Genomic DNA, 26,003 nt, shown 5'->3' with positions numbered 1-26,003 from the left:
GGCCTCGTGCGGCGCCGGCCCGTCAGCTCGCGGCGGTGCCGGGCGGGCCCGGACAGAACTCCGCCTCCAGGAGCGCCGTTTCCAGCGGCGTCCCCGGAACGTCGGCCAGTGCGTCCGTGTTGGTGCGGAAAGTGACGACATGTCGACCGTCGCGCGTGGCGGCGGTGCGGACGTAGCTGCCGGGTATCCGGCCGTTGTGGCCCCACACCGTGGCGCCGCAGGACAGGGCGACCGGGTAGAGGGCCATGCCGTAGCGCCCTCCGGCGGCGGTCGTGGCGAGCAGTTCGCGCAGCTGGGGCGGGGTGAGGAGGCGGCCGCCGAGGAGGGCGGCGTAGAAGCGGTTCAGGTCGTCGAGCGTGCTGACCAGCTCGCCCGCCGCGCCGGCGATGCGCGGGTCCAGCACGGTGACGTCCCGGCCGCCGGCGTCGTACCCGCGCCCGTGCGGCGAGGGCAGCGTGGTGCGCGAACCGGGGAACGAGGTGCCGGTCAGACGGAGGGGGGTGAGGATGCGGCGGTCGGCCTCGGCCGCGTACGGACGGCCCGTCACCCGCGTGACGAGCAGGCCCAGCAGCACGTAATTGGTGTTGGCGTACGCGTACCGGCCCGGCGGGCGGGCGGGGCGTGCCGCCAGAGCGGCACGTACGGCGGCCTCCGGGGTGGGGGGACCGGTGGGCGGGACGTAGTCGGGCAGGCCGCTGGTGTGGGTGAGCAGCTGCCGCACCGTGATGCGCCGCGCCACCGGCTCCGGCAGCAGGCCCGGAAGGCGGGCCGCCACGGTGTCGCCGAGGGCCAGGCGGCGCTCGGCGGCCAGTTGGAGGACGACCGTGGCGACGAACGTCTTGGTGATGCTGCCCGCCCGGAAGCGGTCGGCCCGGCCCATGCCGTGACCGGCCGTCTGGAACCGCACCGCCCCGGGCGCTTCGGCGAGCAGGGCGGCCCCGGGCGCGCCCCCGGCCGAAACCAGTCGGTCCAGAGCGGGGGAGGAGGGGCGGGGGGAGGGGAGGGCGGGGGTACGCACCACCAGACCGCACAACACGAGAACCAACGGCACGACCAGTCTCGTCCGGAACAGCAGTGGCATGGTGCGGGTCCTCCCTCACCGGTCATCTTTTCGGACGCCGGACCCGGGAGCAGCACCGGTCCTGGAGTGAGGGACAATGAAGGCTCTTCCAGGGCGGGTTACCGCATCGCGCGGAAGCGGCAGGCGCGGGCGAAGAACAGGGATCGCAGAGGGGACGCATGTCGGGAGCGGAGCAGTCGCGGGACGCGGCGCGGGAACCTCAGCGGGGCGAGGCCACACCGGCAGCCGGGGCGGATGCCCGGCGGGACGGGGGCACGCCCGTGGAGTCCGGCGGCGGTACGACACGGGACGCGGCCGACGCGGCCGGCAGCGGGGCGGCGAACGCCCCGCGGGACGGCGTCCCCCAGGACAGGACCCCCGAGGACGCGGCGCGCAAGGAGGCCGGGTCCGAGGACGCCGGGTCCCGGGGCGATGAGTCCAAGGGTGCTGAACCCAAGGGCGCTGAACCCAAGGACCCCGAGTCCAAGGACCCCGAGTCCAGGGACGCCGAGCCCGCGGACGCGAAGGCCAAGGACCCCGAGTCCAAGGACGCCGAGCCCATGGACGCGAAGCCCGAGGACGCCGGGGACACGGAGGCCGAGTCCGAGGACGCCGCGCTTGGGAAGGCGGCGCACCAGGACGTCGAGCCCAAGGGCGCGGCCTCCGTCGACGGTGAGCCGGAGGACGCGGCTCCCGGGGGCGCGGAGCCCCAGGGGAAGGTGCCGTTCACCAAGACGGCGCCCGCTGCTGACAAGGCGTCTGCCGACACGGGCACAGGGACGGCCGCAGCTGCCGCGGCCGACAAGACCCCCCGTACCGACAGCGCACCGGCTCCCGGCAAGGCCGCTGCCGCCACCGACAAGGCGCCTTCGAGCGCGGCCCCGACCACGGCCGCCGCCACCGAAAAGCCGGCCACCGGCGGCACCACCGGCGGAAGCGCGCCCTCCACCAGCGCTCCCTCCACCCCCCGCAGAGGCCCCGGCATCCCCCGGGTCACGACGGAAGGGCGGCTGCTCGCCGGGCGTTATCGGCTCGACGGGGTGCTCGGGCGCGGCGGTATGGGCACCGTCTGGCGTGCCGTCGACGAGACGCTGGGCCGTACCGTCGCCGTCAAGGAGCTGCGCTTCCCCAACAGCATCGACGAGGACGAGAAGCGCCGCCTCATCACCCGGACCCTGCGCGAGGCCAAGGCCATCGCCCGGATCCGCAACAACGGCGCCGTGACGGTGTACGACGTGGTCGACGAGGACGACCGCCCGTGGATCGTCATGGAGCTGATCGAGGGCCGTTCCCTCGCCGACGTCGTGCGCGAGGACGGCACCCTCACGCCCCGGCGCGCCGCCGAGGTCGGACTCGCGATCCTGGACGTCCTGCGCTCGGCGCACCGGGAGGGCATCCTCCACCGCGACGTGAAGCCGTCCAACGTGCTCATCGCCGACGACGGCCGCGTCGTGCTCACCGACTTCGGCATCGCGCAGGTCGAGGGCGACCCCTCCATCACGTCCACCGGCATGCTCGTCGGCGCGCCCTCCTACATCTCGCCCGAGCGGGCCCGCGGCCACAAGCCCGGCCCCGCCGCCGACATGTGGTCGCTGGGCGGCCTGCTGTACGCGTCGGTCGAGGGCTGCCCGCCGTACGACAAGGGCTCCGCCATCGCGACGCTCACCGCGGTGATGACCGAGCAGCTGGACCCGCCGAAGAACGCCGGGCCGCTGGAGAAGGTCATCTACGGGCTGCTGGCCAAGGACCCGGCCCAGCGCCTCGACGACGCGGGCGCCCGCGCGATGCTCGACGAGGTCCTGCGGGTGACCGCGGGGCCGGCCGTGCCGCCCGTGCCCGACGCGTCGCCGGAGGCCACCCGGGTCGTCCCGCTGCCGCCCGCGCCCCCGGTGGTCCCCGAGGCGCGTAAGCCGGGCACCACCGCCGCCGTGGCGGCCTCCGGTACGCGTCCCGGCGACGCGACCGCCGAGCGGCTGCGGGGCGCGCTGCGCTCCGTGCGCAACGCGGCGGCGGCCGCGGCGGCCACCAACAAGCCGGAACGTTCCGGTCCGCCCGCGCCGGTGCGGGCGCCGCTCACCGATGTGGTGCCGCGCCGCACGCTCGTGACGATCGCGGTCGTGGCGGTGCTCGCCGTTCTCGCCACCGTTCTCGCGTTCGCGCTGAGCGGCGACGACGAGCCGAGCGCGAAGGGCAAGGGCACGGGCGGCCAGGCCGCGTCGGCCGGCGCCACGGCGGGCGACGCCTCCGGCGGCACCCAGAACACCGAAGGCGCCACCGCGGGCAACGACGGCAAGGCCGACGGCGACCAGGGCAAGGAGCAGGGCGGCGACCCGACCGGCGCCGCGCCCAACGGCGGCGGCACCGGCGAGGGCACGAACCCGGGCGGCGGAGCCAAGCCGTCCGGTTCGCCGGGCGCCGGCCCGGCCCTGCCGGCGGGCTACAAGATGGTCACCAACAAGCAGTTCCACTTCACGATGGCCATGCCCGCGGGCTTCCGCATGACCGACATAGCGGGACGCAACTCGGGCGGGATATTCCGGGCGGGCGCCGCCTTCCCACGCATCCAGGTCGACTTCACCTCCAGCCCCGGCAGCGACGCCGCCGCGGCCTGGAACGCGGCGAGGGCCGTGGTCGCGGCCACCAGCAGCGGGTACACGCACCACGGCATCAAGCCCGTCGCGTACAACAACTACCCGACCGCCGCCGATTGGCAGTTCGAGCGCAATCAGGGCGGCGAGCGGGTATGGGTGCTCAACAGGGGGTTCAAGGTCGACGCCACGCACGGCTACGCGATCATGATCTCGTGCAAGTCCAGTGAGTGGAACGGCCCGGAGTGCACCACGCTCCGGAACACCGCGTTCGCGACGTTCCGCCCCAAGGACTGACTCAGGGCACGTATCGTGAGAACGCGCGGACCGTACGAGGCTGAATCAGGCAGGTAACTGCACAAGAGCCGACCGGAATTGACGGTTTCGTACGATCTGCGGAGCCGGGGGGACAGTACGCGGTGGGGAGGCGTCGTGGACGACTACGCGGGAAGGGTGCTCGCCGACCGCTACCGCCTGCCGTTGCCGACGACGGACACGGACACCAGCGCCGACCCGTACGCGTACGACTTCGTCGAGACCCGCGCCTTCGACACGTACAGTGGTCAGGAGGTCCTGATCCGGCAGCTGCCGCTGCCCGAGACCGTGGACGCCGAGGTCGTCGACGCCGACGGCCCGCGCGCCCGGAACCAACGGCACCACCAGCGCCAGGGCCGGTCCCCGTCGCCTCGCGACGCGTACGGGCGTGTCGCGTCGGCCCGTGCCGCCGCCGACCCCGCCGTACGCCGCGCGGTCGAGGCCGCGCAGGCCGCCGCGCAGATCCCCGACCACCCGCGTCTCGACCAGGTCTTCGACGTGTTCGCGGAGGCCGGCTCGCTGTGGATAGTGAGCGAACTCGTCCCCGCGCGTCCGCTCGCCGCGCTGATCGGCGAGGAGCCCCTCACCCCGTACCGGGCCGCCGAGATCGCCTCGGACCTGCTCACCGCGCTGCGCGCCCTGCACGCCCACGGCTGGACCCACCGCAACATCACCGTCCGCACGGTGCTCGTCTGCGACGACGGGCGGGTCATGCTCACCGGACTCGCGGTCGGCGCGGCCGAGGAGGCCCTGTGCGGCTACGCCCCGGTGCCGCTCCCGGACGACGAGCCGGAGGGGACGTACACCGACGGCCACGACGCGGACGGGCAGGCGTACGGGGACGACGCCCACGGAGGCGAGGCCTACGGGGACGAGGACTACGACGCCGCCCCGTACGGCGACGACGACGCCTACGACTCCCACGACCCCTACGATCCCCAAGACCCCTACGACACCGGGCTCGCAGACCCGGCCGACGACGCACCCGGCCCCCACGCCACCGACGAAGGCTCCGGACCCCACTCCATCGAGCCGTACCGCCCGCGCGGTCTGGGTCCCGCGCCGCTGCCGCCCGGGCCGCCCGCCCTGCCGAGCGGGTACGAACCGCAGTGGGTGGCCGAGGTCGCGGACCGTATCGCCGAGGACGAGGACGACGACGCCCCGCGGTACGGCGGCCCCGACGACCCGGGGAGCGGCGGCCCCTCCCGCGCCATGCTCGCCGGTTCGTGGCGGGACGGCCCCGTCTCCGCGGGCGGAGGCAGTTCCCCGTACGGCGACGTGTCCCCGTACGGCGGCACCCGGGCCGCCCTGCGGGCCGACTCCCAGCGCCTCCCGCGGCAGGACGCCCGTACCGGAAGCCGCCGTACCGCCGAGCCCGCGAACGCCCCGGCCGCCCAGGCCGCAGCCGCCGCCCAGGCCCCGGCCTCTCCCCGTCCCCACCGCGGCCCCGCCACGCGCCTCGCCGCCGAGCGCGCCCGGCAGGCCAGGATCGCCGTCGTCGGTGCCGTCACCGAGCGGTGGGCGCCCGAGCAGGCCGGCCCCGTGCACGACACGTGGCAGCTGGCCCCGCCCATCGGGCCCGCCACCGACCTGTGGGCGCTGGGTGCCCTGCTCTTCCGGGTGCTCCAGGGCCACGCCCCGTACCCCGAGGACAACGCCGCCGAGCTGGTGCAGATGGTGTGCGCGGAGCCGCCCGCGTTCGCCGAGGACTGCGGTCCGCTGCGGCCGGTCGTCGAGTCGCTGCTGCGCCAGGACCCCACCGAGCGCCCCGACTTCGAGGAGCTGCGCGGCTGGCTGCGCTCGCTCATCCGCTCGGCGCCCGAGCCGGACGCGGGCGCGTCCATCGTGCCCATGCCCTCCGCCGACGACGCCCGGCTGCCGATCGTGCGCCGCCGGGGCGACCTCGTGCGCAGGCGCCGTCCCCAGGCGCCCGCGCCCGTGGTGGCGCCGCCCCGCCACCGCCACAAGAAGACCAGGGAGCGGACCCGCGGCCCGCGCGCCCTCGGCCGCATGTTGCTGCTGCTCATATTCCTGGCGCTGGCCGCCGCCGTCGCGTACGCGATGCTCTTCATGCCCAAGGCCGAGTCGCGGGACCAGTCGCAGCCCACCGGGCACGCGGGCCGCCCCTCGCCGTCCGCCCCCGACCAGCAGGCCGACCCGCAGGCGAGCCCCGACCCGAGACCCACACCGGACGGGGGCGAGGCCCCCTCGGCCGCGCCGTCCACCAACGGCGTCACCCCCTCCGCGCCCGCGCTCGCCGCCGGTTACGTCGTCCGCGACGACCCCGAGGGGTTCCGGATCGGTGTCGACCGGACCTGGCGCCGCAGCCCCATCAACGATGTGGGCCAAGTGCGCTACGCCAGCGGCGACTTCACCCTGATCGTCGTCCCCGGACGGGACACCGTACGGACCGGTGGCGCCGACCCGCTGGAGTACCAGCGGACCAAGGAGCGGGAGCTCCAGCCGTGGCGCGACTCCTCGTGGGCGTCGGCGACCGGCCTGCGCCGCGTCGACGTGGGCCGACAGGCCATGGCCGAGGGGCAGTTCACCTGGACGGACAGCGCCGGCCGTGAGGTGTACGTGCGGAACCTCGCCCTCGTCGTGGGCGACCGCTACCACGTGGTCCAGGTGATCGGCCCGGACAGCCAGCGCGACAAGGTCACCGAGATCTACCAGCAGGCGATAAAGGTGTATCGCGCAACTCGTTGACCGGGGCAACCCGTTGCTCTCCGAAATCGCCGAAGCGCCCGTCCGGCGTTACGCTCCGTGGTGGATTCCGGCCAATTCCCGGCCCGTCGTATCACGGTGAGGTCTCCGTGGAGGCCCCGAGGTTCCCCCTCCCGCACACCCTCCGTAACCTTGCTCCGAAGCAGCGTGCGGGGCCGAGCGGGGACACGTGGAACACACTCAGGACATGGGCGCGGGTCTGGTGCTCGCCGGGCGCTACCGGTTGAGCGAGACCATCGGGCGCGGCGGCATGGGCAAGGTGTGGCGCGCCCACGACGAGACGCTCGGCCGGACCGTCGCCGTCAAGGAACTGACGGCCGGCCAGTACGTCTCCGAGGCGGACCGGATCGTCCTGCACGCCCGTACCAAGAAGGAGGCGCGGGCCGCCGCGCGGATCACGCACCCGGCGGTCGTCACCGTCCACGACGTGCTGGAGCACGACGACCGGCCGTGGATCGTCATGCAGTACGTGGACGGCCCTTCCCTCGCCGAGGCCACGAAGGCCGCCGAGAACGGGCGGATCGACCCCTGCGAGGCGGCCCGGATCGGCCTGCACGTGCTGGGTGCGCTGCGGGCCGCGCACGCCGCCGGCGTCCTGCACCGGGACGTCAAGCCGGGCAACGTCCTGTTGGCGCGCGACGGCCGGGTCCTGCTCACGGACTTCGGGATCGCCGCCATCGAGGGCGACTCGACGATCACGCGGACCGGTGAACTGGTCGGTTCCATCGACTTCCTGGCGCCGGAGCGGGTCCGGGGAGCGGACCCCGGCCCCGCGTCGGACCTGTGGTCGCTGGGCGCCACGCTCTACACGGCGGTGGAGGGCGGGTCGCCGTTCCGCCGCTCGTCGCCCATCAGCACCATGCAGGCGGTGGTCACGGAGGAGCCGCCGCCCGCCGAGCACGCGGGGGCGCTGGCCCCGGTGATCACGGCGCTGCTGCGCAAGGACCCGGCGGACCGGCCCGGTGCGGCCGAGGCCGAACGGATGCTCATCGAGGCGATGGAGGGCCGCACCCCGGTCGCCGCGCAGGCGTACGTACCGACCCGGTCGGTGCCGGAGCAGGAGCTGAAGGCGGTGCGGGGCGCCCTCGACACCGCGGACGGCGCGGGCTCGGCCGCCGACGCGGAGCACCGCGGCACCAGCGGCACGAGGAACACGAAGAGCACGAAGAAGCAGCAGGTCGCCGGGTACGCGGGCGGCGGGTCCGGGACATCGGACGGGCACGTCACCGGCGGTGGCGGAACGTCGCGTTGGCGGCGGGCGGTCCTGGTGGTGGTGCTCGCCGCCGTCGTGGGCGCCGGGGCGGGCTTCGCCGCGATGCGCTACGCGGACACGGCCGGCGACGGCGGGGACGGTGGGGACGGGACCCCGACCGCCGGCGCGTCGGTGAGCCCGAGCCCGTCGGCGAAGGACCGCCGGGACGGCTGGGAACGGGTCACGGACCCGGAGGGTTTCAGCCTTCTTGTGCCCAAGGGGTGGAAGCGCCAGATGGACGGGGACCAGATCGACTACACCCCCGACAACGGCCGCCACCGCATCCGGATCAGCATCGACCGCTCACCCGACTTCGAGAACCCTTACATGCACATGCTGGATGTGGAGAAGGGGTTGAGGAAGCGGCTGCCGCAGTACGACCGGATACACCTCAAGCAGAATACGTTCCGAGATCAACAGGAATCCTGTCTCTGGGAGTTCACCTGGCTGGAGAAGCAGAACCATCCCGGACGGCGCCACGCGATCGACCAGGTGTACTACGCGGACGACGGCACCGAGTACGCGGTGTACATGTCGTCCCCCGAGGAGGACTGGGCGACCACGCGGGAGCAGTTCGACATCGTGCTGCAAGGCTGGCGACCCGCCGAGGGGTGACCTCCTCGGCGCGAGCAGAGGAGATGTGCCGTGTCGGTCGGAGCGCAGAGACCGGGGGAACAGCGGCGGATCGTCGGCCGCTACCGGCTGGAGTCCCCGCTGGGCCGGGGCGGCATGGGCACCGTCTGGCGCGCGTACGACGAGCTGCTGCGCCGTCAGGTGGCCGTCAAGGAACTGCACGTCGACACGGCCGCCGGGACGAACGGGGCCGTCGGCTCGACCCTGCGTGAGGCGCGCGCGGTGGCGCGGGTCCACCACCCGCACGTCGTCTGCGTCCACGACGTCGTCGAGGAGGACGGCGTCCCGTACATCGTGATGGAGCTGGTCGAGGGCGTCTCGCTGGCCGAGCGGCTGGCGGCGCGCGGCCCGGTCGACGCCCGCGAGGCGGCCCGCATCGGGCTCGCCCTGCTGGCCGCGCTGCGGGAGGCGCACGCGCTGGGGGTGCTGCACCGGGACCTGAAGCCCGCCAACGTGCTGCTGGAGGAGGCCACCGGGCGGGTGGTCCTCACCGACTTCGGCATCGCCCAGCTGGCCGGCGCGTCCACGCTCACGGAGGCGGGCATGTTCGTCGGCTCGCCCGAGTACACGGCGCCCGAGCGGATGCAGGGCATGCGGGCGGGCCCGAAGGCGGACCTGTGGTCGCTGGGCGTGCTGCTGTGCGCGGCGATGACGGGCCGTTCCCCGTTCCACCGCGACTCGCTGGGCGGCGTGCTGCACGCGGTGGTGGAGGGGGAGATCAGACCGCCCGCGGCCGCGGGGCCCCTGCTGCCCGTCGTACGGGGTCTGCTGCAGCGGGACCCGGCGCGCCGCATCGACGCGGCGGAGGCGGAACGGCTGTTGCGGGCCTACGTGGCGTCGGCGGAGGGCACGGCCCCGTCCCAGGTGCCCGAGGGCCCTGCGGATCGCCCCGCCGCCCGCCCCGCCGACGGCCCTCAGGACGCGCCGCGCGACGCGTGGGCAGGAGCCGCGGGGCGCTACGGGCCGCCGTCCGACGCCCCCTCGCACGAGCGGCCGGACACGCGGGACGGGGACATCCCCGACTCGGGCTCGGGTGCCCGTTCCCACGCCCGTTCCCCGTCGCCGGGCCGCGCGCGGGCGCTCCCGGCGCGGGCGCGGGCCAGGGCACGGGCGAGGGGCATGGCGCGGGGGCTGCCCCCCAGGCAGGGGAGCCCCGATCGCCCGGAGAGCCGCCCGGATGGCCAGGAGGGCCCGAGCAGACCGGACGGTCAGGACACATCCCTCAAACCCACCCACGCGGGCCGCGAAGAGGACCGGCGCCGCGAGCGGCAACCCCAAGACGCCCGCCCCGGCGACCCCGGCGCCTCCCCGTGGGACGCCGTACCCGTACCCGCCGACGCCCCGCCGGCCGGCCACGGGCCCCGCGCGCCGGCCGCGCCCCCCGGCGGCACCCGGAGGAGCCGTCGCCGCACGCCGCTGATCATCGCCCTGCTTCTCCTCGCCGTCGGGGCCGTACTGGCCGCGAGCCTGCTGCTGCCGCGCTGATCAGGGCTTATTTGCCAGTGAACACTGGCGCGGTGTGTGTGGAGGGTGAAAAGCTGTTACCGCCGGGTACCCAAAGTGCCCTCACACGCATACCCTCGCCCCCATGACGGACACGCAGGCCACCGAATCCGCAACCGCCGCCGCCACCGACTCCACCCCCGAAGCGCCCGCGCGCCCGGGGACGAACCCGGTCGCCCCCGCCCCCGCCGGCGCCCGCACCGCGGCCGACGTGGTCACGCCCGAGATCGTCGCCCAGCTCACCCGAGGCGTCGTCGGCTCGGGCCGCACCGCCAACCACACCCCGTTCACCGGCGAACGGCTGGCCGAACTGCCCGAGTCCACGCCCGAGGACGTCGCCGAGGCGTTCCGCCGCGCCCGCGCCGCCCAGCCCGCCTGGGCCGCCGTGCCCGTCCGCAAGCGCGCCGCCGTCCTGCTCCGCTTCCACGACCTGGTCCTGGAACGGCAGGCCGAGGTCCTGGACCTCATCCAGCTGGAGACCGGCAAGGCGCGCCTGCACGCCCACGAGGAGGTGCAGGCCGTCGCCATCGCGGCCCGCCACTACGGCCGCCGCGCCTCCGCGTACCTGAGGCCCAAGCGGCACACCGGAGCCGTACCGACCCTCACCAAGGTGACCGAACTGCGCCAGCCCCGCGGAGTCGTGGGCCAGATCGCCCCCTGGAACTACCCGCTGGAGCTGTCCGTCGGCGACGCGCTGCCCGCGTTCGTCGCCGGCAACGCCGTCGTCATGAAGCCCGACACCGAGACCGCGCTGACCGCCCTGTGGGCGCGCGACCTGCTCATCGAGGCCGGACTGCCCGCCGAGGTCTTCCAGGTCGTCATCGGCGAGGGCCCCGTCGTCGGCCCCGAGGTCGTCAAGCACGCCGACTACGTGTCGTTCACCGGCTCCACCCGCACCGGCCGCGAGGTCGCGCAGGGGGCCGCGGCCCGGCTCGTCGGCGTCTCCCTCGAACTGGGCGGCAAGAACGCGATGCTGGTCCTGCGCGACGCCGACGTCGAGAAGGCCGCGGCGGGCGCCGTCCGCGCCTGCTTCTCCTCGGCGGGCCAGCTGTGCATCTCCATCGAGCGGCTGTACGTCCACGAGTCGATCGCCGACGCGTTCATCGAGCGGTTCGCGGCCCGTACGAAGGCCATGCGCCTCGGCAACGCCCTCGCGTACGGCGCCGACATGGGCTCCCTCGTCGGCGAGCGGCAGCTGGAGACCGTCACCCGGCACGTCGACGAGGCCGTCGCCAAGGGCGCCGGGCTGGTGGCCGGCGGCGTGGCCCGCCCCGACATCGGCCCGCTGTTCTACGAGCCGACCATCCTGGAGAACGTCCAGGAGCCGATGGCCGTGTGCACCGAGGAGACCTTCGGGCCCGTCGTGTCCGTCTACCGCTTCACCGACGAGGACGAGGTGGTCGAGCGCGCCAACGCCACCGCGTACGGCCTCAACGCCAGCGTCTGGACGAAGGACGGCCGCCGCGGCCACGCCGTCGCCGCCCGGCTGCGCGCCGGCACGGTCAACATCAACGAGGGCTACGCGTCGGCGTACGGCAGCGTCCAGTCGCCGATGGGCGGCATGAAGGACTCGGGCCTCGGCCGCCGCCACGGCTCCGAGGGCATCCTCAAGTACACCGAGGCGCAGACCGTCGCCCACCAGCGGATCATGCCGCTCGCCCCCGCGTTCGGCATGGACGACGAGAAGTACGCGGCGTTCATGAGCTTCAGCCTGAAGGCGATGAAGACGCTGCGCCTGCGATGAAGACCCGGCGCCCGCGCCGACGGCGGGCGCCCGGCGCGCCCGTTCCACCCTTGCCCGGTACGAGGAGAGCCATGTCCGCGGTCCCCCCTGCCCAGAAACAGTACGACTACGACGTCATCGTGATCGGCTCAGGCTTCGGCGGCTCCGTCTCGGCGCTCCGCCTCACCGAGAAGGGCTACCGGGTCGGCGTCCTGGAGGCGGGCCGCCGCTTCACCCCGGACACGCTGCCCAGGAACTCCTGGGACCTGCGCAACTACCTGTGGGCGCCCGCCCTCGGCCTGTACGGGCTCCAGCGCGTCCACCTGCTCGGCAACGTGATGGTCCTGGCCGGCGCGGGCGTCGGCGGCGGCTCCCTCAACTACGCCAACACCCTCTACGTACCGCCCGCCGCGTTCTTCCAGGACCGGCAGTGGGCGCACATCACCGACTGGCAGGCCGAACTCGCCCCGTACTACGACCAGGCCAAGCGCATGCTGGGCGTGCGCCTCAACCCGACGATGACCCCGTCGGACGTCCACCTCGAGGCGACCGCGCGGGCCATGGGCGTCGGCGACACCTTCCACCTCGCGCCCGTCGGCGTCTTCTTCGGTGACGGCAAGGACGCGGACGGCACGGCGAAGGCCACTCCCGGCGACCGCGTCCCGGACCCGTACTTCGGTGGCGCCGGACCGTCCCGCCGGGCCTGCACCGAGTGCGGCGAGTGCATGACGGGCTGCCGGCACGGCGCGAAGAACACGCTCACGGAGAACTACCTGTACCTGGCCGAGAAGGCGGGCGCGGTCATCCACCCGATGACGACGGTCACTGAGGTGACGGAGGACGCGGAGGAGGGCCACCGCGTGGTGACGGTCCCCACGAACCGCCGCCGCAAGGGAACACCCCGGACGTTCCGGGCCCGCTACGTGATCGTCGCGGCCGGCACGTACGGCACGCAGACCCTCCTGCACCGGATGAAGGACCAGGGCCTGCTGCCCCGCATCTCCCCGCGCCTGGGCCAACTGACCCGCACCAACTCCGAGGCGCTGGTCGGCTCGCAGACCACGGACCGCCGCTACCGCGCACGGCACGGCGCGCCGAAGGCCGACTTCACGCGGGGCGTGGCGATCACGTCGTCGATCCACCCGGACGAGAACACCCACATCGAGCCGGTCCGCTACGGCAAGGGCTCCAACGCCATGGGCTCGCTGTCGATCCTCCAGGTCCCGTACGCGGAGAAGCGCGTACGCGCCTGGCTGGGGGCGGTGGCCCGGCACCCCGTGCTGGCCCTCCGCTCCCTCTCGAACCGCCGCTGGTCGGAGCGGACGATCATAGGGCTCGTCATGCAGTCGCTGGACAACTCCCTGACGACGTACCGCAAGCGCGGCGGCATCGGGAAGGGCCTGCTCACGGCCGAGCAGGGCCACGGCACCCCGAACCCGAAGCAGATCCCGGAGGCGACACGGGCGGCGACGCTCCTCGCCGAGGAGATCAACGGCTTCGCCGGCTCCAACGTCGGCGAGCTGATGGGCACCCCGCTGACGGCTCACTTCCTGGGCGGCTGCGTCATCGGCGCCACCGCCGAGCACGGGGTCATCGACCCGTACCACCGCCTGTACGGCCACCCGGGCATCTCGGTCGTGGACGGCGCCGCGGTCTCCGCGAACCTGGGCGTGAACCCGTCCCTCACCATCACGGCCCAGGCGGAACGCGCCATGTCCTTCTGGCCCAACAAGGGCGACCGGGACCAACGCCCGAGACAGGGCGAACCGTACCGCCGCCTGACCCCGGTGGAACCGACGACCCCGACGGTCCCGGCGGAGGCGTTCGCGGCCCTGCGGCTCCCGTTCCTGGGAATGCCGAAGATCCCCCGCAAGAAGAAGCGGTGAACACGAGAGAGGCGCTGCACCCCCCTCCGAGCGCAGCGCCTCTCTTGCTTCAGGAGCCTCCGTTACGCGGCGGCACCGTTGCTGCGGCGCTTCAGCGCGAAGACGACACCGGCACCGGCGACGATGGCGATGCCACCGGCGATACCGATGGTCGGCAGCATCGAGTTGGAACCGGTGTTGGCGAGGCTGCCGGTGACGGGCAGCTGCGACAGCTGACCGGTCGGAGCCGGCTTGTTGCCACTGGGCTTGCCCGGCTTGCCCTTGGAGTCGTCGACGTCACCGGGCTTGCTGCCGGCGGCGAGGATCTCGAACTCGTAGGTGTTCATCTCGCCGTACTCGCAGACGCTGTCCTTGGAGATGTGCACACCGAGCGTGAAGGCGGCACCGTAACCGGCGGGAGCCTTGGCGTCGACCTTCAGACGCATCTGGGCCTCGGCGAACTTCTTCGGCTGCAGCGACCCGGTCGTGCCGAAGTAGCCCTCGACGTCGTCGATGGACTGCCAGGGGCCGTCCTCCTCCAGCTGCACCTGCAGGGTGATGAACTGCGAGATGTCCTCGAAGTCCTTGCCGTCCACGGCCTCGGCCATGATGTAGGCCTCGACGGAGTCGAACGTCTTGTTCGTCTTGTTCGTGACGCGGAAGGTGAAGTTCTTCCAGCCGGAGCCGGCGACGACCTTGGACGGCAGGCCACGCAGCTCGGTGTAGACGCCCTCGTTGTCCTTGAAGTCCTCGCAGACCTCGGCGGGCTCGGAGGCGGACGGCGACGGGACGACGGTGTTCGACGGCGAGGTCGTCACGCTCGTCGACGGCGAGGGCGCGGTGGTCTCGCTCTGCGACGGGGACGGCGCGGTCGTCTGGCTCTCGGACGTCGAGGGAGACGGCGCGGTGGTCTCGCTCTGCGACGGGGACGGGCTCGTCTCAGTCGTGGACTCGGACGCGGAGGGAGACGGCGAGCCTTCCGTCGCGAACGCGGCCGGGGCCATCAGGAAAGCGGCAGGCGTGATGACGGCGGTCGCGGCGGCGACGGCCATGGCGCGGCGAAGCTTCAAGTCAAGACCTCATGGTCTGGCGTACCACTGGGTGCGGCACGGAGTCTGTGGGGCCTCCGTCCCGTGCGTGTCACGGGCGTGGCCGTTGGTTTCGCATAGATGACCTGTGACCGTTGGGATTGGTTGCACGGCAACTCACATCTTCTTTATGTGTTCTACGTCACTTCCGTCGCGCCGCCTGGATCCGGGTTGAGCGTGACGTGATTATCCGTTGACGCATAGTGATCGCTTCCGATTCAATCGGGCGCACTTTTGATCAATGCTTTGTGGGGTGGGGACATGCAGACGGGGTGGGTGCTCGGACGCGCTCGAAGACGCCGGGCCTGGAAGGCCGTGCTCGCGGCAAGCACGTTCGTGCTGGTAATGCCTGGTTCGGCGTTGCCTGCGGTAGCACAACAGAGGGTTGAGGCGCCGACTGCAAGGCCCGAGCCATCGACGGAAGGCCGGAAGGCGCTTGCGGAGGCGAAGACCTCCGGCAAGCGCGTCGAGGTCGTCGCTGGGCGCTCGGAGCGCACGACGGTCTACGCGAATCCGGACGGTTTCTCTTTCACGCTGGAGGAGTCCGCCGTTCCTGTGCGGGTGGCGAAGCCTGGTGGCGGCTGGCGGAAGCCCGACGCGACCTTGAAATGGAGGGCAGACGGTTCGGTCGCCCCGGAGGCGACCGCGGCGGAGATGGCGTTCTCCGGTGGCGGCGACAAGAGCCCGCTCGCATCGATCGCCGAGGGCGGTCGCTCCCTGGCGCTGGAGTGGCCGGGGAAGCTGCCGAAGCCGGAGCTTGACGGGACCAGCGCCCTCTACCGTGAGGTGCTGCCGGACATCGACCTGAAGGTAACGGCCACGGTCGAGAGCTTCCAGCACGTACTGATCGTGAAATCCCAGAAAGGGGCTTCGGACAAGCGGCTCAAGCAGCTGACCTTCGGTCTCAAGGCGAAGGGCCTCTCCGTCCGCAAGGGTGCGGCTGGAAATCTCGCCGCCGTCGACGCGAGCGGACAGACAGTGTTCCGCGCTCCGCCGGCGCAAATGTGGGACTCGGCCGGCAAGAGTGCCAAACGGCCGACACCGTCGGCTCAGGCGCCGAGGTCGCGCGACGTCGGAGCGGCGCGGGTTCTCGGCGACATGTCCGAGGTCGCCGCGTCCGGCTCCGGCTTGGCGCCCGGGCAGGGTGACCGAGTGACTCGTATGGGTGTGCAGATCGGCAAGGGTTCCCTGTCGGTGGTCCCGGACGCGGCCATGCTGGCCAGGACGCCGGAGTCTGCGTTCCCCATGTTCATCGACCCCACGGTCACGTGGGGAGCGTCAGAGCGGACGCTGCTGCGGTCGGACGGCTACGAGTCGTACGGCTGGACCAACGGCGACGACGACATGGGCAAGGGCGTTGGCAAGTGCGGCAGCTGGAACGGCTACTACTGCGGTCCGGGGTACGTCCAGCGGCTGTACTTCGAGTTCTCGCCAGCCAGTCTGAAGGGCAAGAAGATCCTGGATGCGACGTTCCGGGTGACCGAACCGTGGGCGTTCCAGTGTGACCCGCGCGAGGTGGACCTGGTCCGGACGAACAACATCTCCTCGTCCACCACCTGGTCGACACGGCCGTCCGAACTCGATCTGATGGTGGACCGCAGTGTCTCGGCCGGACGCGGCTCGCTCTGCGACCCGAACTCGCCGCCCGCACCCATCGAGTTCCATGACAACCCGGCGGAGACCAATGAAAACCTCACGCCTACGGTGCGTGATTTCGCGGCGGGCAAGTTCTCCCGACTGACGCTGCAGCTCCGAGCCCACGATGAGACGGACACGTCGGCGTGGAAGCGGTTCCGGAACGACGCGGTTCTGGCAGTCCAGTACGTGGCACTGGCGGCCACGCCCACAGAGGTCGGTGTGGTCAGCGGCTCCGGCTATGTGTGCTCCACCGACCCTTCGGACCCGACGACCGTGTCGGACCCGACGCCGCTGGTGCAGGGCAAGCCGCGAACAGCAGTCGGTGGTTCGGTGGGCGCAAATCTGCGCATTCGATGGCGGACGGAGAAGTGGAACGGCACTTCCTGGGTTCTGGCTCACTCGGACCTGGACAGCCCCACCTCCGGCTATGTGGGCAACCTGGTCAAGCAGTCAAGGAGTCTTCCCTCGCTCCAGGAAGGTGTGCAGTACCGGCTGAAGGCGCTGACAATGTCTTACTACGAGGATGGCAGCAACCGGCAGGACTCCGGATACAGCGCTCCCTGCTACTTCAAGGTCGACCCCACAGCGCCTCGGGCGCCGAGGGTCACTCCCCTCACGCCGTACACCGAGTGCACCACCGACTCGTGCCTGGCTGGCGGCGGTCCGGGCGTCGTGGGCTCCTTCGAGATCGCAGCCGCCCCGGAGGACGGCACTAACGCGGCTTACTCCTATCGTCTGTCGACTGACACCAAGTGGACCGGTGCAACGTGGCTGATTAACGGCGGAGCGTTGGTCAGAATCTCAGTGACACCACCACAGTCGGGAGTCATCAGACTCTATGCTCGCGCACAGGACAGCGCTGGACGCTGGGGCGAAGTCAAAGTGTTCGACTTCAAGGTAGCCACCGGCGAGGAAGCCGTTGGGCGATGGCACTTCGACGAGGCCAGTGGTGTCGCAGTCGATTCCTCTGGTACGACGCGGCAGGACGCGACGCTGGCCGGTGGTGCGGAGCGCGACGACCGTGGTCGCCGTGGCTTGATCACTCATGACGCCGAGGGACAGCCGATCGAGCCGGTTACCGACAAGGGCCTGACCATGAACGACGCTGGCGGCTATGCCTCCACGTCCGAACCGGTCCTGGACACCCGCGCTTCGTACACGGTCTCCGCGTGGGTGCGCGTGGATCCGTCGACAGCGAAGACGGTGTCCGTGCTGAGTCAGACGCCCACCACGGCAAGCCCGTGGACGCAGAAGTACAGCCCGTTCATCCTTTCCTATAGCGGCAAGTGGAGCCTTCGCGTCCTCTCCACCGAGGGCGCCTGGTCACGGGAGGCCATGGCGCCGAATCCTTCGCCCAAGGGTGTCTGGACTCATGTGGCCGGTGTGCACGACGTGTCGGCCAAGAAGATCCACCTCTACGTCAACGGCAAACTCCAGGCTTCGGCCGACGTGGGTCCGTCCTGGGCTGCCAATGGTCCCCTGGAAATCGGGCGCGTCATGTTCGCCGACACGTACGTCGACCACTTCAAGGGTTCTATCGACGAGGTGGTCGCCTGGAAGCGCGTGCTGACCGCTGAGGAGATCGCCGATGAAGCCCGCCTCCTCACCTCCTCCGCCTACGCCGGCACCGAGCTGATCGCCCAGTGGGACGCCTCCGGCGTCTCCGGCACGGCAGTCGCCGACACCACCTCCGGCTACGGCAAGAGCCTGACCCTCACTGGCGGCCCGACCGTCGAGAACGAGGCCATCGTCCTCGACGGCGTGGACGACGCCGCGACAGTCACCGGCCCGCTCGTGGACGACACCGGATCGTTCACCGTCACCACGGCCGTCCAACTGGACGCCGCCAAGCTGCTGAGCAAGGGCGTCGGCTACACCGGCCAGGTCCTGGGGCAGCGCACGGCGGACGGCTCGGCCTGGGGCTTCTGGTACCAGGTCACCGGCACGAGGACGGTCGTGGACGAGGAGACGTTCGAGGAGAAGACCGTCCCGGTCGGTTTCTGGCACTTCGGCCGGCTCAATGCCGACGGCACCTTCTCCTCCGTCCTCTCCGACGAGACAGCCGCGCTGGACAGCGTCGTCCGGCTGACGGGCATCCACGACGCCCAGTCCGGCACCATCAGCCTCTACCTCGGCCACAACCCGAACGGTGAGCCCAAGGCGTACACGGCTCAGCTCGGAGTGGGTGAGTTCGCCGTCGGCAAGGGTTACACCTCGGGCGGCTGGAAGCACCATCTGCCCGCCCGGATCGCCGACGTACGCGTGTGGAGCGGGGCCATGGCGAGCCCGCAGCAGGTCGAAACGCACGTGGGCGACTGACGCATCACAGCGGGCGGTTCCCGGCGCCTGAGACACGCACGGCGCCGGGAACCGCCCGCTCATCCTTCCTGCCTCTTCGCACCGTTTCTCTTTCTCCGTAGAACGGATGAACCATGTCTTTTGGCATAGGCACTACAAGAAGAGGGCGAGGAGCGCCACGGGCGCGCGGTTCCAGACCGCTGCTCGTGTCGCTGGCCCTCGCGCTCGCCGTGCCCGTCGGACTCCCCCCAGTCGCCGCTGAGGCGGCTACGGGCGGCCTCGGCCGCCCGGATGTGCCCAAGCCGCGGGTCAGCAAGGTCAAGGAAGTCCGCGGACCGGGCGCCAAGGAAGCCCGTGACCGCGTCACGAAGGAAAGCGAGGCCAACAAGGCGCAGGCAGAACGCGCCCGCCACGAGAACACAGCCGCCACCTGGCCCAAGCCGGGCAGCGCCAAGATCGCACTGCGCCCCGGCGGTGCTTCGAAGGCGGCACCTGGCGGCCTGCCCGTCACCCTGGCTCCGACGGGCGGCCAGCGCGCCGCGAGTAGCGCCGCTACGGTTACCGTCCTGGACCAGAAGGCCGCCGGACGTCTCGGCATCACCGGCGTCGTACTCACCGCGGCGGCGCAGAGCCCTGGACAGGCACAGCTCACCGTCGACTACCGCACCTTCGCCTCCGCGCTCGGCGGTGGCTGGGCAGGCCGACTCCAGCTCGTGCAGCTCCCCGCCTGTGCACTGACCACTCCCCAGAAGAGCGAGTGCCGCACCCGCACCCCGCTCCGCTCGCGGAACGACACGGACGAGCAGCGCGTCTCCGCCACGGTGGCCCTCCCCGAGGCGGCCACCGGCCTCACTCCCCAGCTGGCCACGGCCGCCACCGCAGCCTCCTCCTCCAGCTCCACAGTCCTCGCGGTCACCGCGACCGGCGACCCCGGCTCGGGCGAGGCCGCGAACGGCGCCGGCGACTACACCGCCACGCCCCTCTCCGAGTCGTCGTCCTGGCAGGCAGGCGCCGGCTCCGGCGCTTTCACCTGGTCGTACGACTTCACGACGCCGCCCGCAGCCGCCGGCCCCGCACCGAGTCTGAGCCTGTCCTACGACTCGGCCTCCATCGACGGCCGCACCGCGACCACGAACAACCAAGGCAGCGCGGTCGGCGAGGGCTTCTCCATCACGGAGTCCTACATCGAACGCTCCTACGGCAGCTGTGACGATGACGGCCACGCGGACGTCTACGACCGCTGCTGGAAGTACGACAACGCCTCGCTCGTCCTGAACGGCAAATCGACCCGTCTGGTCAAGGACGACACCAGCGGCGTCTGGCGCCTCCAGGGCGACGACGACTCCAAGGTCATCCACTCCACGGGCGCCGAGAACGGTGACAACGACGGTGAGTACTGGACCGTCATCACCGGCGACGGCACGCGGTACGTCTTCGGCCTCGACAAGCTGGACGGCGCCACTACCCAGCGCACGAACTCCGCCTGGACCGTCCCGGTCTTCGGCGATGACTCCGGCGACCCCGGCTACACGGCCGGCTCGGCCTTCGCGGACCGTGCCCTGACCCAGGCCTGGCGGTGGAACCTCGACTACGTCGAGGACACCAGTGGCAACAGCGCCACGTACTGGTACACGAAGGAAACGAACCACTACAAGAAGAACAAGGCAACAACGGCCAACGCCTCGTACACCCGCGGCGGCTACCTGACAGAGATCAAGTACGGCCTGCGCAAGGGCGCCCTGTTCACGGACGACGCCGACGCGAAGGTCACCTTCAGCCACGCGGAACGCTGCACTGTCGCGGACTGCTCCTCGCTCACCAAGGACACCGCCGACAATTGGCCGGACGTCCCGTTCGACGCGATCTGTGCGAGCGGCGCGACGGAGTGCCGCAGCGCGGGCCCGACGTTCTTCTCCCGCAAGCGCCTGACCGGCGTCCACACCTTCTCCTGGTCGGCGGCCTCCAGCACGTACCAGCCGGTCGACTCGTGGGCGTTCACCCAGCAGTATCTGGACGGCGGCGACATCGGTGACACGTCCGACCACGTCCTGACGCTCACGTCCCTCCAGCGGACGGCGAAGGCGGGCACGGCCATCACGATGCCCCCGATCTCCTTCACGTACCAGATGCGACCGAACCGAGTGGACGGGACGGATGACATCCTGCCCCTGACCCGCCCCCGCGTCTCCACGATCACCTCGGAGACCGGCGCGATCACCACGGTCACGATGTCGGCCCCCGAATGCGTACGGAGCGGGGTCGTCGGCGCGGCCGAGGACACGAACACCCGCAACTGCTTCCCGCAGTACTGGAACATCAATGGCGCCCAGGACGCCTCCGTGGACTGGTTCCAGAAGTACCGAGTCGTCGCGGTGACGACCTCTGACCCGGCCGGCAAGAACGACGTGGTCGAGCACGAGTACGCGTACAGCGGCGCCGCCTGGCACTACAGCGACGACCCGATGACCCCGAAGGCGGAGCGCACGTGGTCCGACTGGCGTGGCTACCGCCAGGTCACGGTCTACACGGGCGCCAAGACCACCACCCGCTCGAAGACGGTGTCCGTCTACATGCAGGGCATGGACGGCGACAAGCTCAAGAACGGCACGACGCGCTCCGTCAGCATCGCGCCGCTGACATCCCCAACCCTGGGCATCGCACCGATCAAGGACAGCGACCAGTACGCCGGTCAGCTGCGCCAGCGGGTGACGTACGACGGGGCGACGGCGATCAGCGCACAGGTCAACGAGCCGTGGTCCCAGCAGACGGCCCACCAGAGCGTTCCCGATGCGGACGCCCGGGTGGCCCGCTTCGTACGCGTTCAGAAGTCCACCGAGTACACCTACTTGACCGTCCCGCAGACGTGGCGCGCCCGCACGGCCGTCACGGACCACGATAGCCACGGCATGCCGTACCAGGTGGAGGACCGCGGCGAGGACGCGAAGAGCGGCGACGAGACGTGCACCCGCACGTGGTACGCCCGCAACACGCCCCTCGGCCTCAACGCCCTGGTCTCGCGCACCAGGACCGTGGGCAAGGCGTGCGCCGTCGCGGACACGTCCCTCGACCTGCCGACGGACTCGACCCGCCGCGGCGACGTCCTGTCCGACACGGCCACGGCTTATGACGGCGCCACGTGGTCCCCGGCGATGACGCCCACGAAGGGCCTGGCCACCTGGACGGGCCGCGCCCAGGCGTACACCTCCACGGGCGCGGTGACCTGGCAGATGCTCGGCAGCGCGACGTACGACGTTCTCGGCCGCCCGCTCACCGTGACCGACGCGGTGGGCAAAGCCACGACGACCGCCTACACCCCGGCCACGGCGGGACCGCTGACGAAGACGATCGTCACCAACCCGAAGGGCCATCGGACGGCGAGCTTCATCGATCCACGTCGAGGACAGCCGGAGCGTACGTACGACGCCAATCTCAAGAAGACGGAACTGTCCTACGACTCCCTGGGCCGCCTGACGGACGTGTGGCTGCCGAACCGCGAGAAGGGCGCGGGTCAGGGACCGAACCAGAAGTTCCGTTACAGCGTGAGCGCAACCCGCCCGTCGTGGGTCTCAACGGCCACCTTGAAGGCGGACGGGGAGACGTACAACACCTCCTACGCCCTCTACGACGCCCTCCTGCGCAAGCTCCAGGACCAGGTCCCGAGCCCGCACGACGGCCGGGTCCTCACCGACACCCGCTACGACTCCCGGGGCCTGGCCTACGAGACGTTCGCGGACATCTTCGACAACACCAGTGCACCGAACGGCACGTACACCCGCGCTGAGTACGGTGAGGCGCCGAAGCAGACGCAGACGGTCTACGACGGCGCAGGCCGCGCGACACGCAACACTTTCATCGTGTTCGGCGCGGAGAGGTGGTCCACGACCACGACGTACACGGGTGACTCGACCGCCACGACCGCGGTACAGGGCGGCAACGCGACCCGGAGCATCAGCGATGCCCGCGGCCGCACGGCGGAGACGCGCACGTACGCGGGCCAGGACCCCGCCGACACGGCGTACGGTGCGATGGCCGGAACCCCCTACACCAGTGTCCAGTTCACCCACGCGCTGGACGACAAGGAGCTGACAGTCACCGGTGCCGACGGGGCGAAGTGGGCGCGCTCGTACGACCTGTTCGGCCGCCTGGTGGTCGACACGGACCCGGACAAGGGCACGTCGCGGAACGAGTACGACGCGGCCGACCGCGTGATCAAGGCGACGGACGCCCGCGGCTCGGCCGTCCTGACGGAGTACGACGAACTGGGGCGCAGAGTCGGAACGTGGTCCGGTGAGAAGACGGATGCCCATCAGCTGACGTCGATCACCTACGACACGCTCCTCAAGGGCTACGTCGACTCCAGCACGCGTTACGTCGGCGGTAGGACGGGGCAGGCGTACACCAAGGCGATTGGCGCCTACGACACCCTGAACCGCCCGACGTCCACGCAGCTGAGGCTGCCGACGAGCGACCCTCTGGTCGCGGCGGGCGCGCCCTCCACGATCGAACTCGGAAGTACGTACCGCATCGACGGCACTTCGGAGACCAGCACGGCACCGGCCCTCGGTGGCCTGCCGAAGGAGACCATCTCCTACGGCTACAACGCCGTAGGACTGGTGAAGTCCATCACCGGCACGACGGGCTACCTCCTGGACGTCGACTACTCGGCCATCGGCCAGGTCCAGCAGCTGGTCCTCGGCACGGGCAACACGGAGGCGTTCAAGAAGGCATACGTCTCCAACACCTACGAGGCGGGCACGGGCCGCCTGCTCCGAAGCCACGTCACGGACCAGACGCACCCGTACATGCTGCAGGACCTCACCTACAGCTACGACCAGGCAGGCAACGTCAAGTCGATCGCCGACCCGACAACGCTCGGCGGCACCACCACTGCCGAAACCCAGTGCTTCGCGTACGACGGGCACCGTCGCCTCACGGATGCCTGGACGCCCACGTCCCAGAACTGCGCGGACGCCCGCAACGCGAGCAGCCTGTCGGGCCCGGCCCCGTACTGGACGAGCTACACCTACAACGCGGCCGGCCAGCGGGTGACGGAAACCCAGCACAAGTCGTCCGGCGACACGACGACGACGTACTGCTACAAGGGCGCCCAGCCCCACGCCCTGACGGGCACGAGTACGAGCGGCGACTGCACGACCCCGGGCCGTTCGTACACCTACGACCCGAGCGGAAACACGAAGACCCGCCCCGGCCCGCAGACCGACCAGTCCCTGGACTGGAGCCCCGAAGGCAAGCTGTCCCGCCTGACGGAGGGGACCAAGGCAACGGACTACCTCTACGACGCCGACGGCGAACTGCTGATCCGCAACACCTCGGGCGCCGAGCGAATCCTGTACGTGGGCACGACGGAACTGCACCTGAGAGCCAACGGCACCACGTGGGCCCAGCGCACGTACACCGCCGGCGAAACGAGGATCGCGGTCCGCACGAACCAAACGGGCAGCGACAAGCTCCACTACCTCGCGGGCGACCACCACGGGACCTCGACCCTGGCGATCGGCGCGGACGCGTCGCAGCCCTTCGTGAAGCGCCACATGACGCCCTTCGGGTCCCCGCGAGGGTCCCAGGCCTCCGGCTGGCCCGACGACAAGGCGTTTCTGGGCAAGACAGCAGACGAGGCAACGGGCCTCACCCACGTCGGAGCCCGCCAGTACGACCCGGCGATCGGCCAGTTCGTCAGCGTCGATCCCATTATGGAGATCGACAGGCCCCAGACCTTGAATGGCTACAGCTACGGTGCTCAAAACCCGGGTGCTTTCGCCGACCCATCTGGCCTCCGCCTGGCATGCGGAAAGGGTTTCGATGAGGGCTGCGGAAATGGCGTGGTCACGGACTCGGGTGGCAGCCTTTCAAAGAACGGCAAGCCGACCGGCGGAGGCGTTGCGCCTGGATATGCAAGCGGCGGCGGCGCCGGGAACAGGGAGCCGTCTGCCGCCTCTGCCAAACCGCAAAAAGATGAAGAGCTCTTCTATGAGATCGAGCAGTACATGCTCTCGGAACTCTTTGCAAACAGCCGGTCGGACGAAGTGAACCAGATCAAATGGTTGCTTCGCCCTTGGAGCCTGAGCGACGTCCTCGATTTCCGGGACACGGGAAGAGATTATAAGGCGGCATTGGGGATGTGGTTTGGGAAAGTCTGCCCCAGGGTCTGTGTATGGGATCACAAGCCAAAGCTCGAGGTGAAGTTCAAGCTTGCCGAGGTCGGGTACTTCACAAAGATTCCAGGGCGAAACCTACGCGTGTACTATGACATTTGGTCGAATATTCACTACGGGTACGTCGGGCGGGCTGCCGGGATCGATCCCGAGACCCTGATCGAGGGGGCCTCTCTTGGTGATTCCATCCTCGTGGGGAGGAACGACCCGGGGGATGAAATCACCATGCAGGCGGGCATCGACCTCTGGGAGAACTATGGCTACGACTTGACTCGGGAACAGTTCCATGAAGCGGTATTGTCAACGGTCGAGCGCCTGCGTATCCAGGGGTCGGATCAGGTGATTGGTGGCCTCTAGGGTTGGGCGTGATCAGGCGACTGAGGGAGGAACTGATTTCCGTGGAGTCAGGGCAGGGAGAGGGCTCGGGATTCCGGCGTACAGGGCGTCGCGTCGGTGCGCTGCTAGGTGTGCCGACGAGTCTCCTGGTGGTTTTCGTCATCGGCAACATGTGGGCTTCATGTGACGTGGGCGTGAACGCGTCGGCGAACTCAGGGGCTCTTGTTCTGATTGCTCCCTTCGTCTGGGGTGCGACGGTTTTCTCATGGGTCGCCGTCTACGGGGCCGTCGGCAGGGTGCGCCGTTGGGTGGCCGTCCTCCTCGGTGTCCTCGTGAACCTGGGCCTGATGTGGTTCTTCATCGCCTGGCTCGGCGTGCTCGACTCCTACCCGGCCCCGGTGTGTCGCGGCAATATTCCCGAATGGTGGCCCGCCTTCATCCCGGTGTGACCTCGGTGGAATGCTGATCCAAGCGAAGCGACACCAAGGGCCCCGCAGCCGGCAGACGATGGTGCGGGGCCCTTGGTGTTGCAGCAGCGACGTCAGGGCGATGCCGGTGCTGAGGGGCGGCGCCGGGGGAGGGGGCGCCGCTCGGGATGGGTGGGGGTCGAGGGGAAGCGAGGGAAAGGACCGGTCCGCTGCGGTCGGCCCCGGGCGTCCCCGGGGCCGACCGCTCTTCGGGTGACCGGGCTGCTGTCCCCTGCCGTCCGGTCACGCACGCTGGAGCGAGGTCCCACGGCGCACTTGCGGTGCGCCACACGCTCCAGCGGAGCCACGCGTGGTTTCTTGGCCCGCCCCTGGCTGG

Annotated in this window: 11 protein-coding genes; 9 read left to right on the top strand and 2 right to left on the bottom strand. The window is 70.9% G+C overall.

Annotation, left to right across the window (positions count from 1 at the left end; genetic code table 11):
* Positions 1-22 precede the first annotated feature (22 nt).
* Complete coding sequence (locus ABEB09_RS12165; protein ID WP_345689919.1) at positions 23-1,081, bottom strand: serine hydrolase domain-containing protein; 1,059 nt, start codon at positions 1,079-1,081, stop codon at positions 23-25.
* Between the two features lie 158 nt (positions 1,082-1,239).
* Between ABEB09_RS12165 and ABEB09_RS12160 the strand changes: the two genes are divergently transcribed.
* The 6 genes from ABEB09_RS12160 (at position 1,240) to ABEB09_RS12135 (ending at position 13,687) form a co-directional block, all read left to right on the top strand.
* Positions 1,240-3,945: a protein kinase domain-containing protein gene (locus tag ABEB09_RS12160; RefSeq protein WP_345689918.1), complete on the top strand. Its 2,706-nt coding sequence runs from the start codon at positions 1,240-1,242 to the stop codon at positions 3,943-3,945.
* A gap of 135 nt (positions 3,946-4,080) precedes the next feature.
* Positions 4,081-6,672 carry a protein kinase gene (locus ABEB09_RS12155; RefSeq protein WP_345689917.1) on the top strand — a complete coding sequence of 864 codons (2,592 nt, stop codon included), beginning with the start codon at positions 4,081-4,083 and terminating at the stop codon, positions 6,670-6,672.
* Positions 6,673-6,877: 205 nt separating this feature from the next.
* The gene (locus tag ABEB09_RS12150; protein ID WP_345689916.1) at positions 6,878-8,557 is read left to right on the top strand and encodes a serine/threonine-protein kinase; all 1,680 of its coding nucleotides are present in this window, start codon (positions 6,878-6,880) and stop codon (positions 8,555-8,557) included.
* A gap of 30 nt (positions 8,558-8,587) precedes the next feature.
* Positions 8,588-10,060, top strand: a complete 1,473-nt coding sequence (locus tag ABEB09_RS12145) for a serine/threonine-protein kinase (RefSeq protein ID WP_380840315.1) — start codon at positions 8,588-8,590, stop codon at positions 10,058-10,060.
* 103 nt (positions 10,061-10,163) lie between these two features.
* Entirely contained in the window at positions 10,164-11,822 is a 1,659-nt protein-coding gene (locus ABEB09_RS12140) for a succinic semialdehyde dehydrogenase (protein ID WP_345689915.1), read from the top strand.
* A 71-nt stretch (positions 11,823-11,893) separates the two neighbouring features.
* The gene (locus ABEB09_RS12135) at positions 11,894-13,687 is read left to right on the top strand and encodes an FAD-dependent oxidoreductase (protein WP_345689914.1); all 1,794 of its coding nucleotides are present in this window, start codon (positions 11,894-11,896) and stop codon (positions 13,685-13,687) included.
* A 62-nt stretch (positions 13,688-13,749) separates the two neighbouring features.
* Here ABEB09_RS12135 and ABEB09_RS12130 read toward each other — a convergent pair whose 3' ends face one another.
* Entirely contained in the window at positions 13,750-14,736 is a 987-nt protein-coding gene (locus tag ABEB09_RS12130; protein WP_345689913.1) for an LPXTG cell wall anchor domain-containing protein, read from the bottom strand.
* Positions 14,737-15,015: 279 nt separating this feature from the next.
* Between ABEB09_RS12130 and ABEB09_RS12125 the strand changes: the two genes are divergently transcribed.
* From ABEB09_RS12125 to ABEB09_RS12115, 3 genes are all read left to right on the top strand, one after another.
* On the top strand, positions 15,016-18,711 hold the full coding sequence (locus ABEB09_RS12125) for a laminin G domain-containing protein (protein ID WP_345689912.1): 3,696 nt from the start codon (positions 15,016-15,018) through the stop codon (positions 18,709-18,711).
* Between the two features lie 113 nt (positions 18,712-18,824).
* Positions 18,825-25,220, top strand: coding sequence for an RHS repeat-associated core domain-containing protein (locus ABEB09_RS12120; protein ID WP_345689911.1), 6,396 nt, complete (start codon positions 18,825-18,827; stop codon positions 25,218-25,220).
* Between the two features lie 128 nt (positions 25,221-25,348).
* Complete coding sequence (locus tag ABEB09_RS12115) at positions 25,349-25,648, top strand: hypothetical protein (RefSeq protein ID WP_345689910.1); 300 nt, start codon at positions 25,349-25,351, stop codon at positions 25,646-25,648.
* The last annotated feature ends 355 nt before the right edge of the window (positions 25,649-26,003 follow it).

Origin of the sequence: Streptomyces coeruleoprunus (assembly GCF_039542925.1) — a bacterium.
GTDB classification, from domain to species: Bacteria; Actinomycetota; Actinomycetes; order Streptomycetales; family Streptomycetaceae; genus Streptomyces; species Streptomyces coeruleoprunus.
This window is presented reverse-complemented; position numbering and strand designations above follow the sequence as displayed.

Bases quoted from the DNA above. Each gene is read 5' to 3' on its own strand.
- ABEB09_RS12165 (WP_345689919.1), bottom strand. From the start codon at position 1,081: ATGCCACTGCTGTTCCGGACGAGACTGGTCGTGCCGTTGGTTCTCGTG.
- ABEB09_RS12160 (WP_345689918.1), top strand. From the start codon at position 1,240: ATGTCGGGAGCGGAGCAGTCGCGGGACGCGGCGCGGGAACCTCAGCGG.
- ABEB09_RS12150 (WP_345689916.1), top strand. From the start codon at position 6,878: ATGGGCGCGGGTCTGGTGCTCGCCGGGCGCTACCGGTTGAGCGAGACC.
- ABEB09_RS12140 (WP_345689915.1), top strand. From the start codon at position 10,164: ATGACGGACACGCAGGCCACCGAATCCGCAACCGCCGCCGCCACCGAC.
- ABEB09_RS12135 (WP_345689914.1), top strand. From the start codon at position 11,894: ATGTCCGCGGTCCCCCCTGCCCAGAAACAGTACGACTACGACGTCATC.
- ABEB09_RS12125 (WP_345689912.1), top strand. From the start codon at position 15,016: ATGCAGACGGGGTGGGTGCTCGGACGCGCTCGAAGACGCCGGGCCTGG.
- ABEB09_RS12120 (WP_345689911.1), top strand. From the start codon at position 18,825: ATGTCTTTTGGCATAGGCACTACAAGAAGAGGGCGAGGAGCGCCACGG.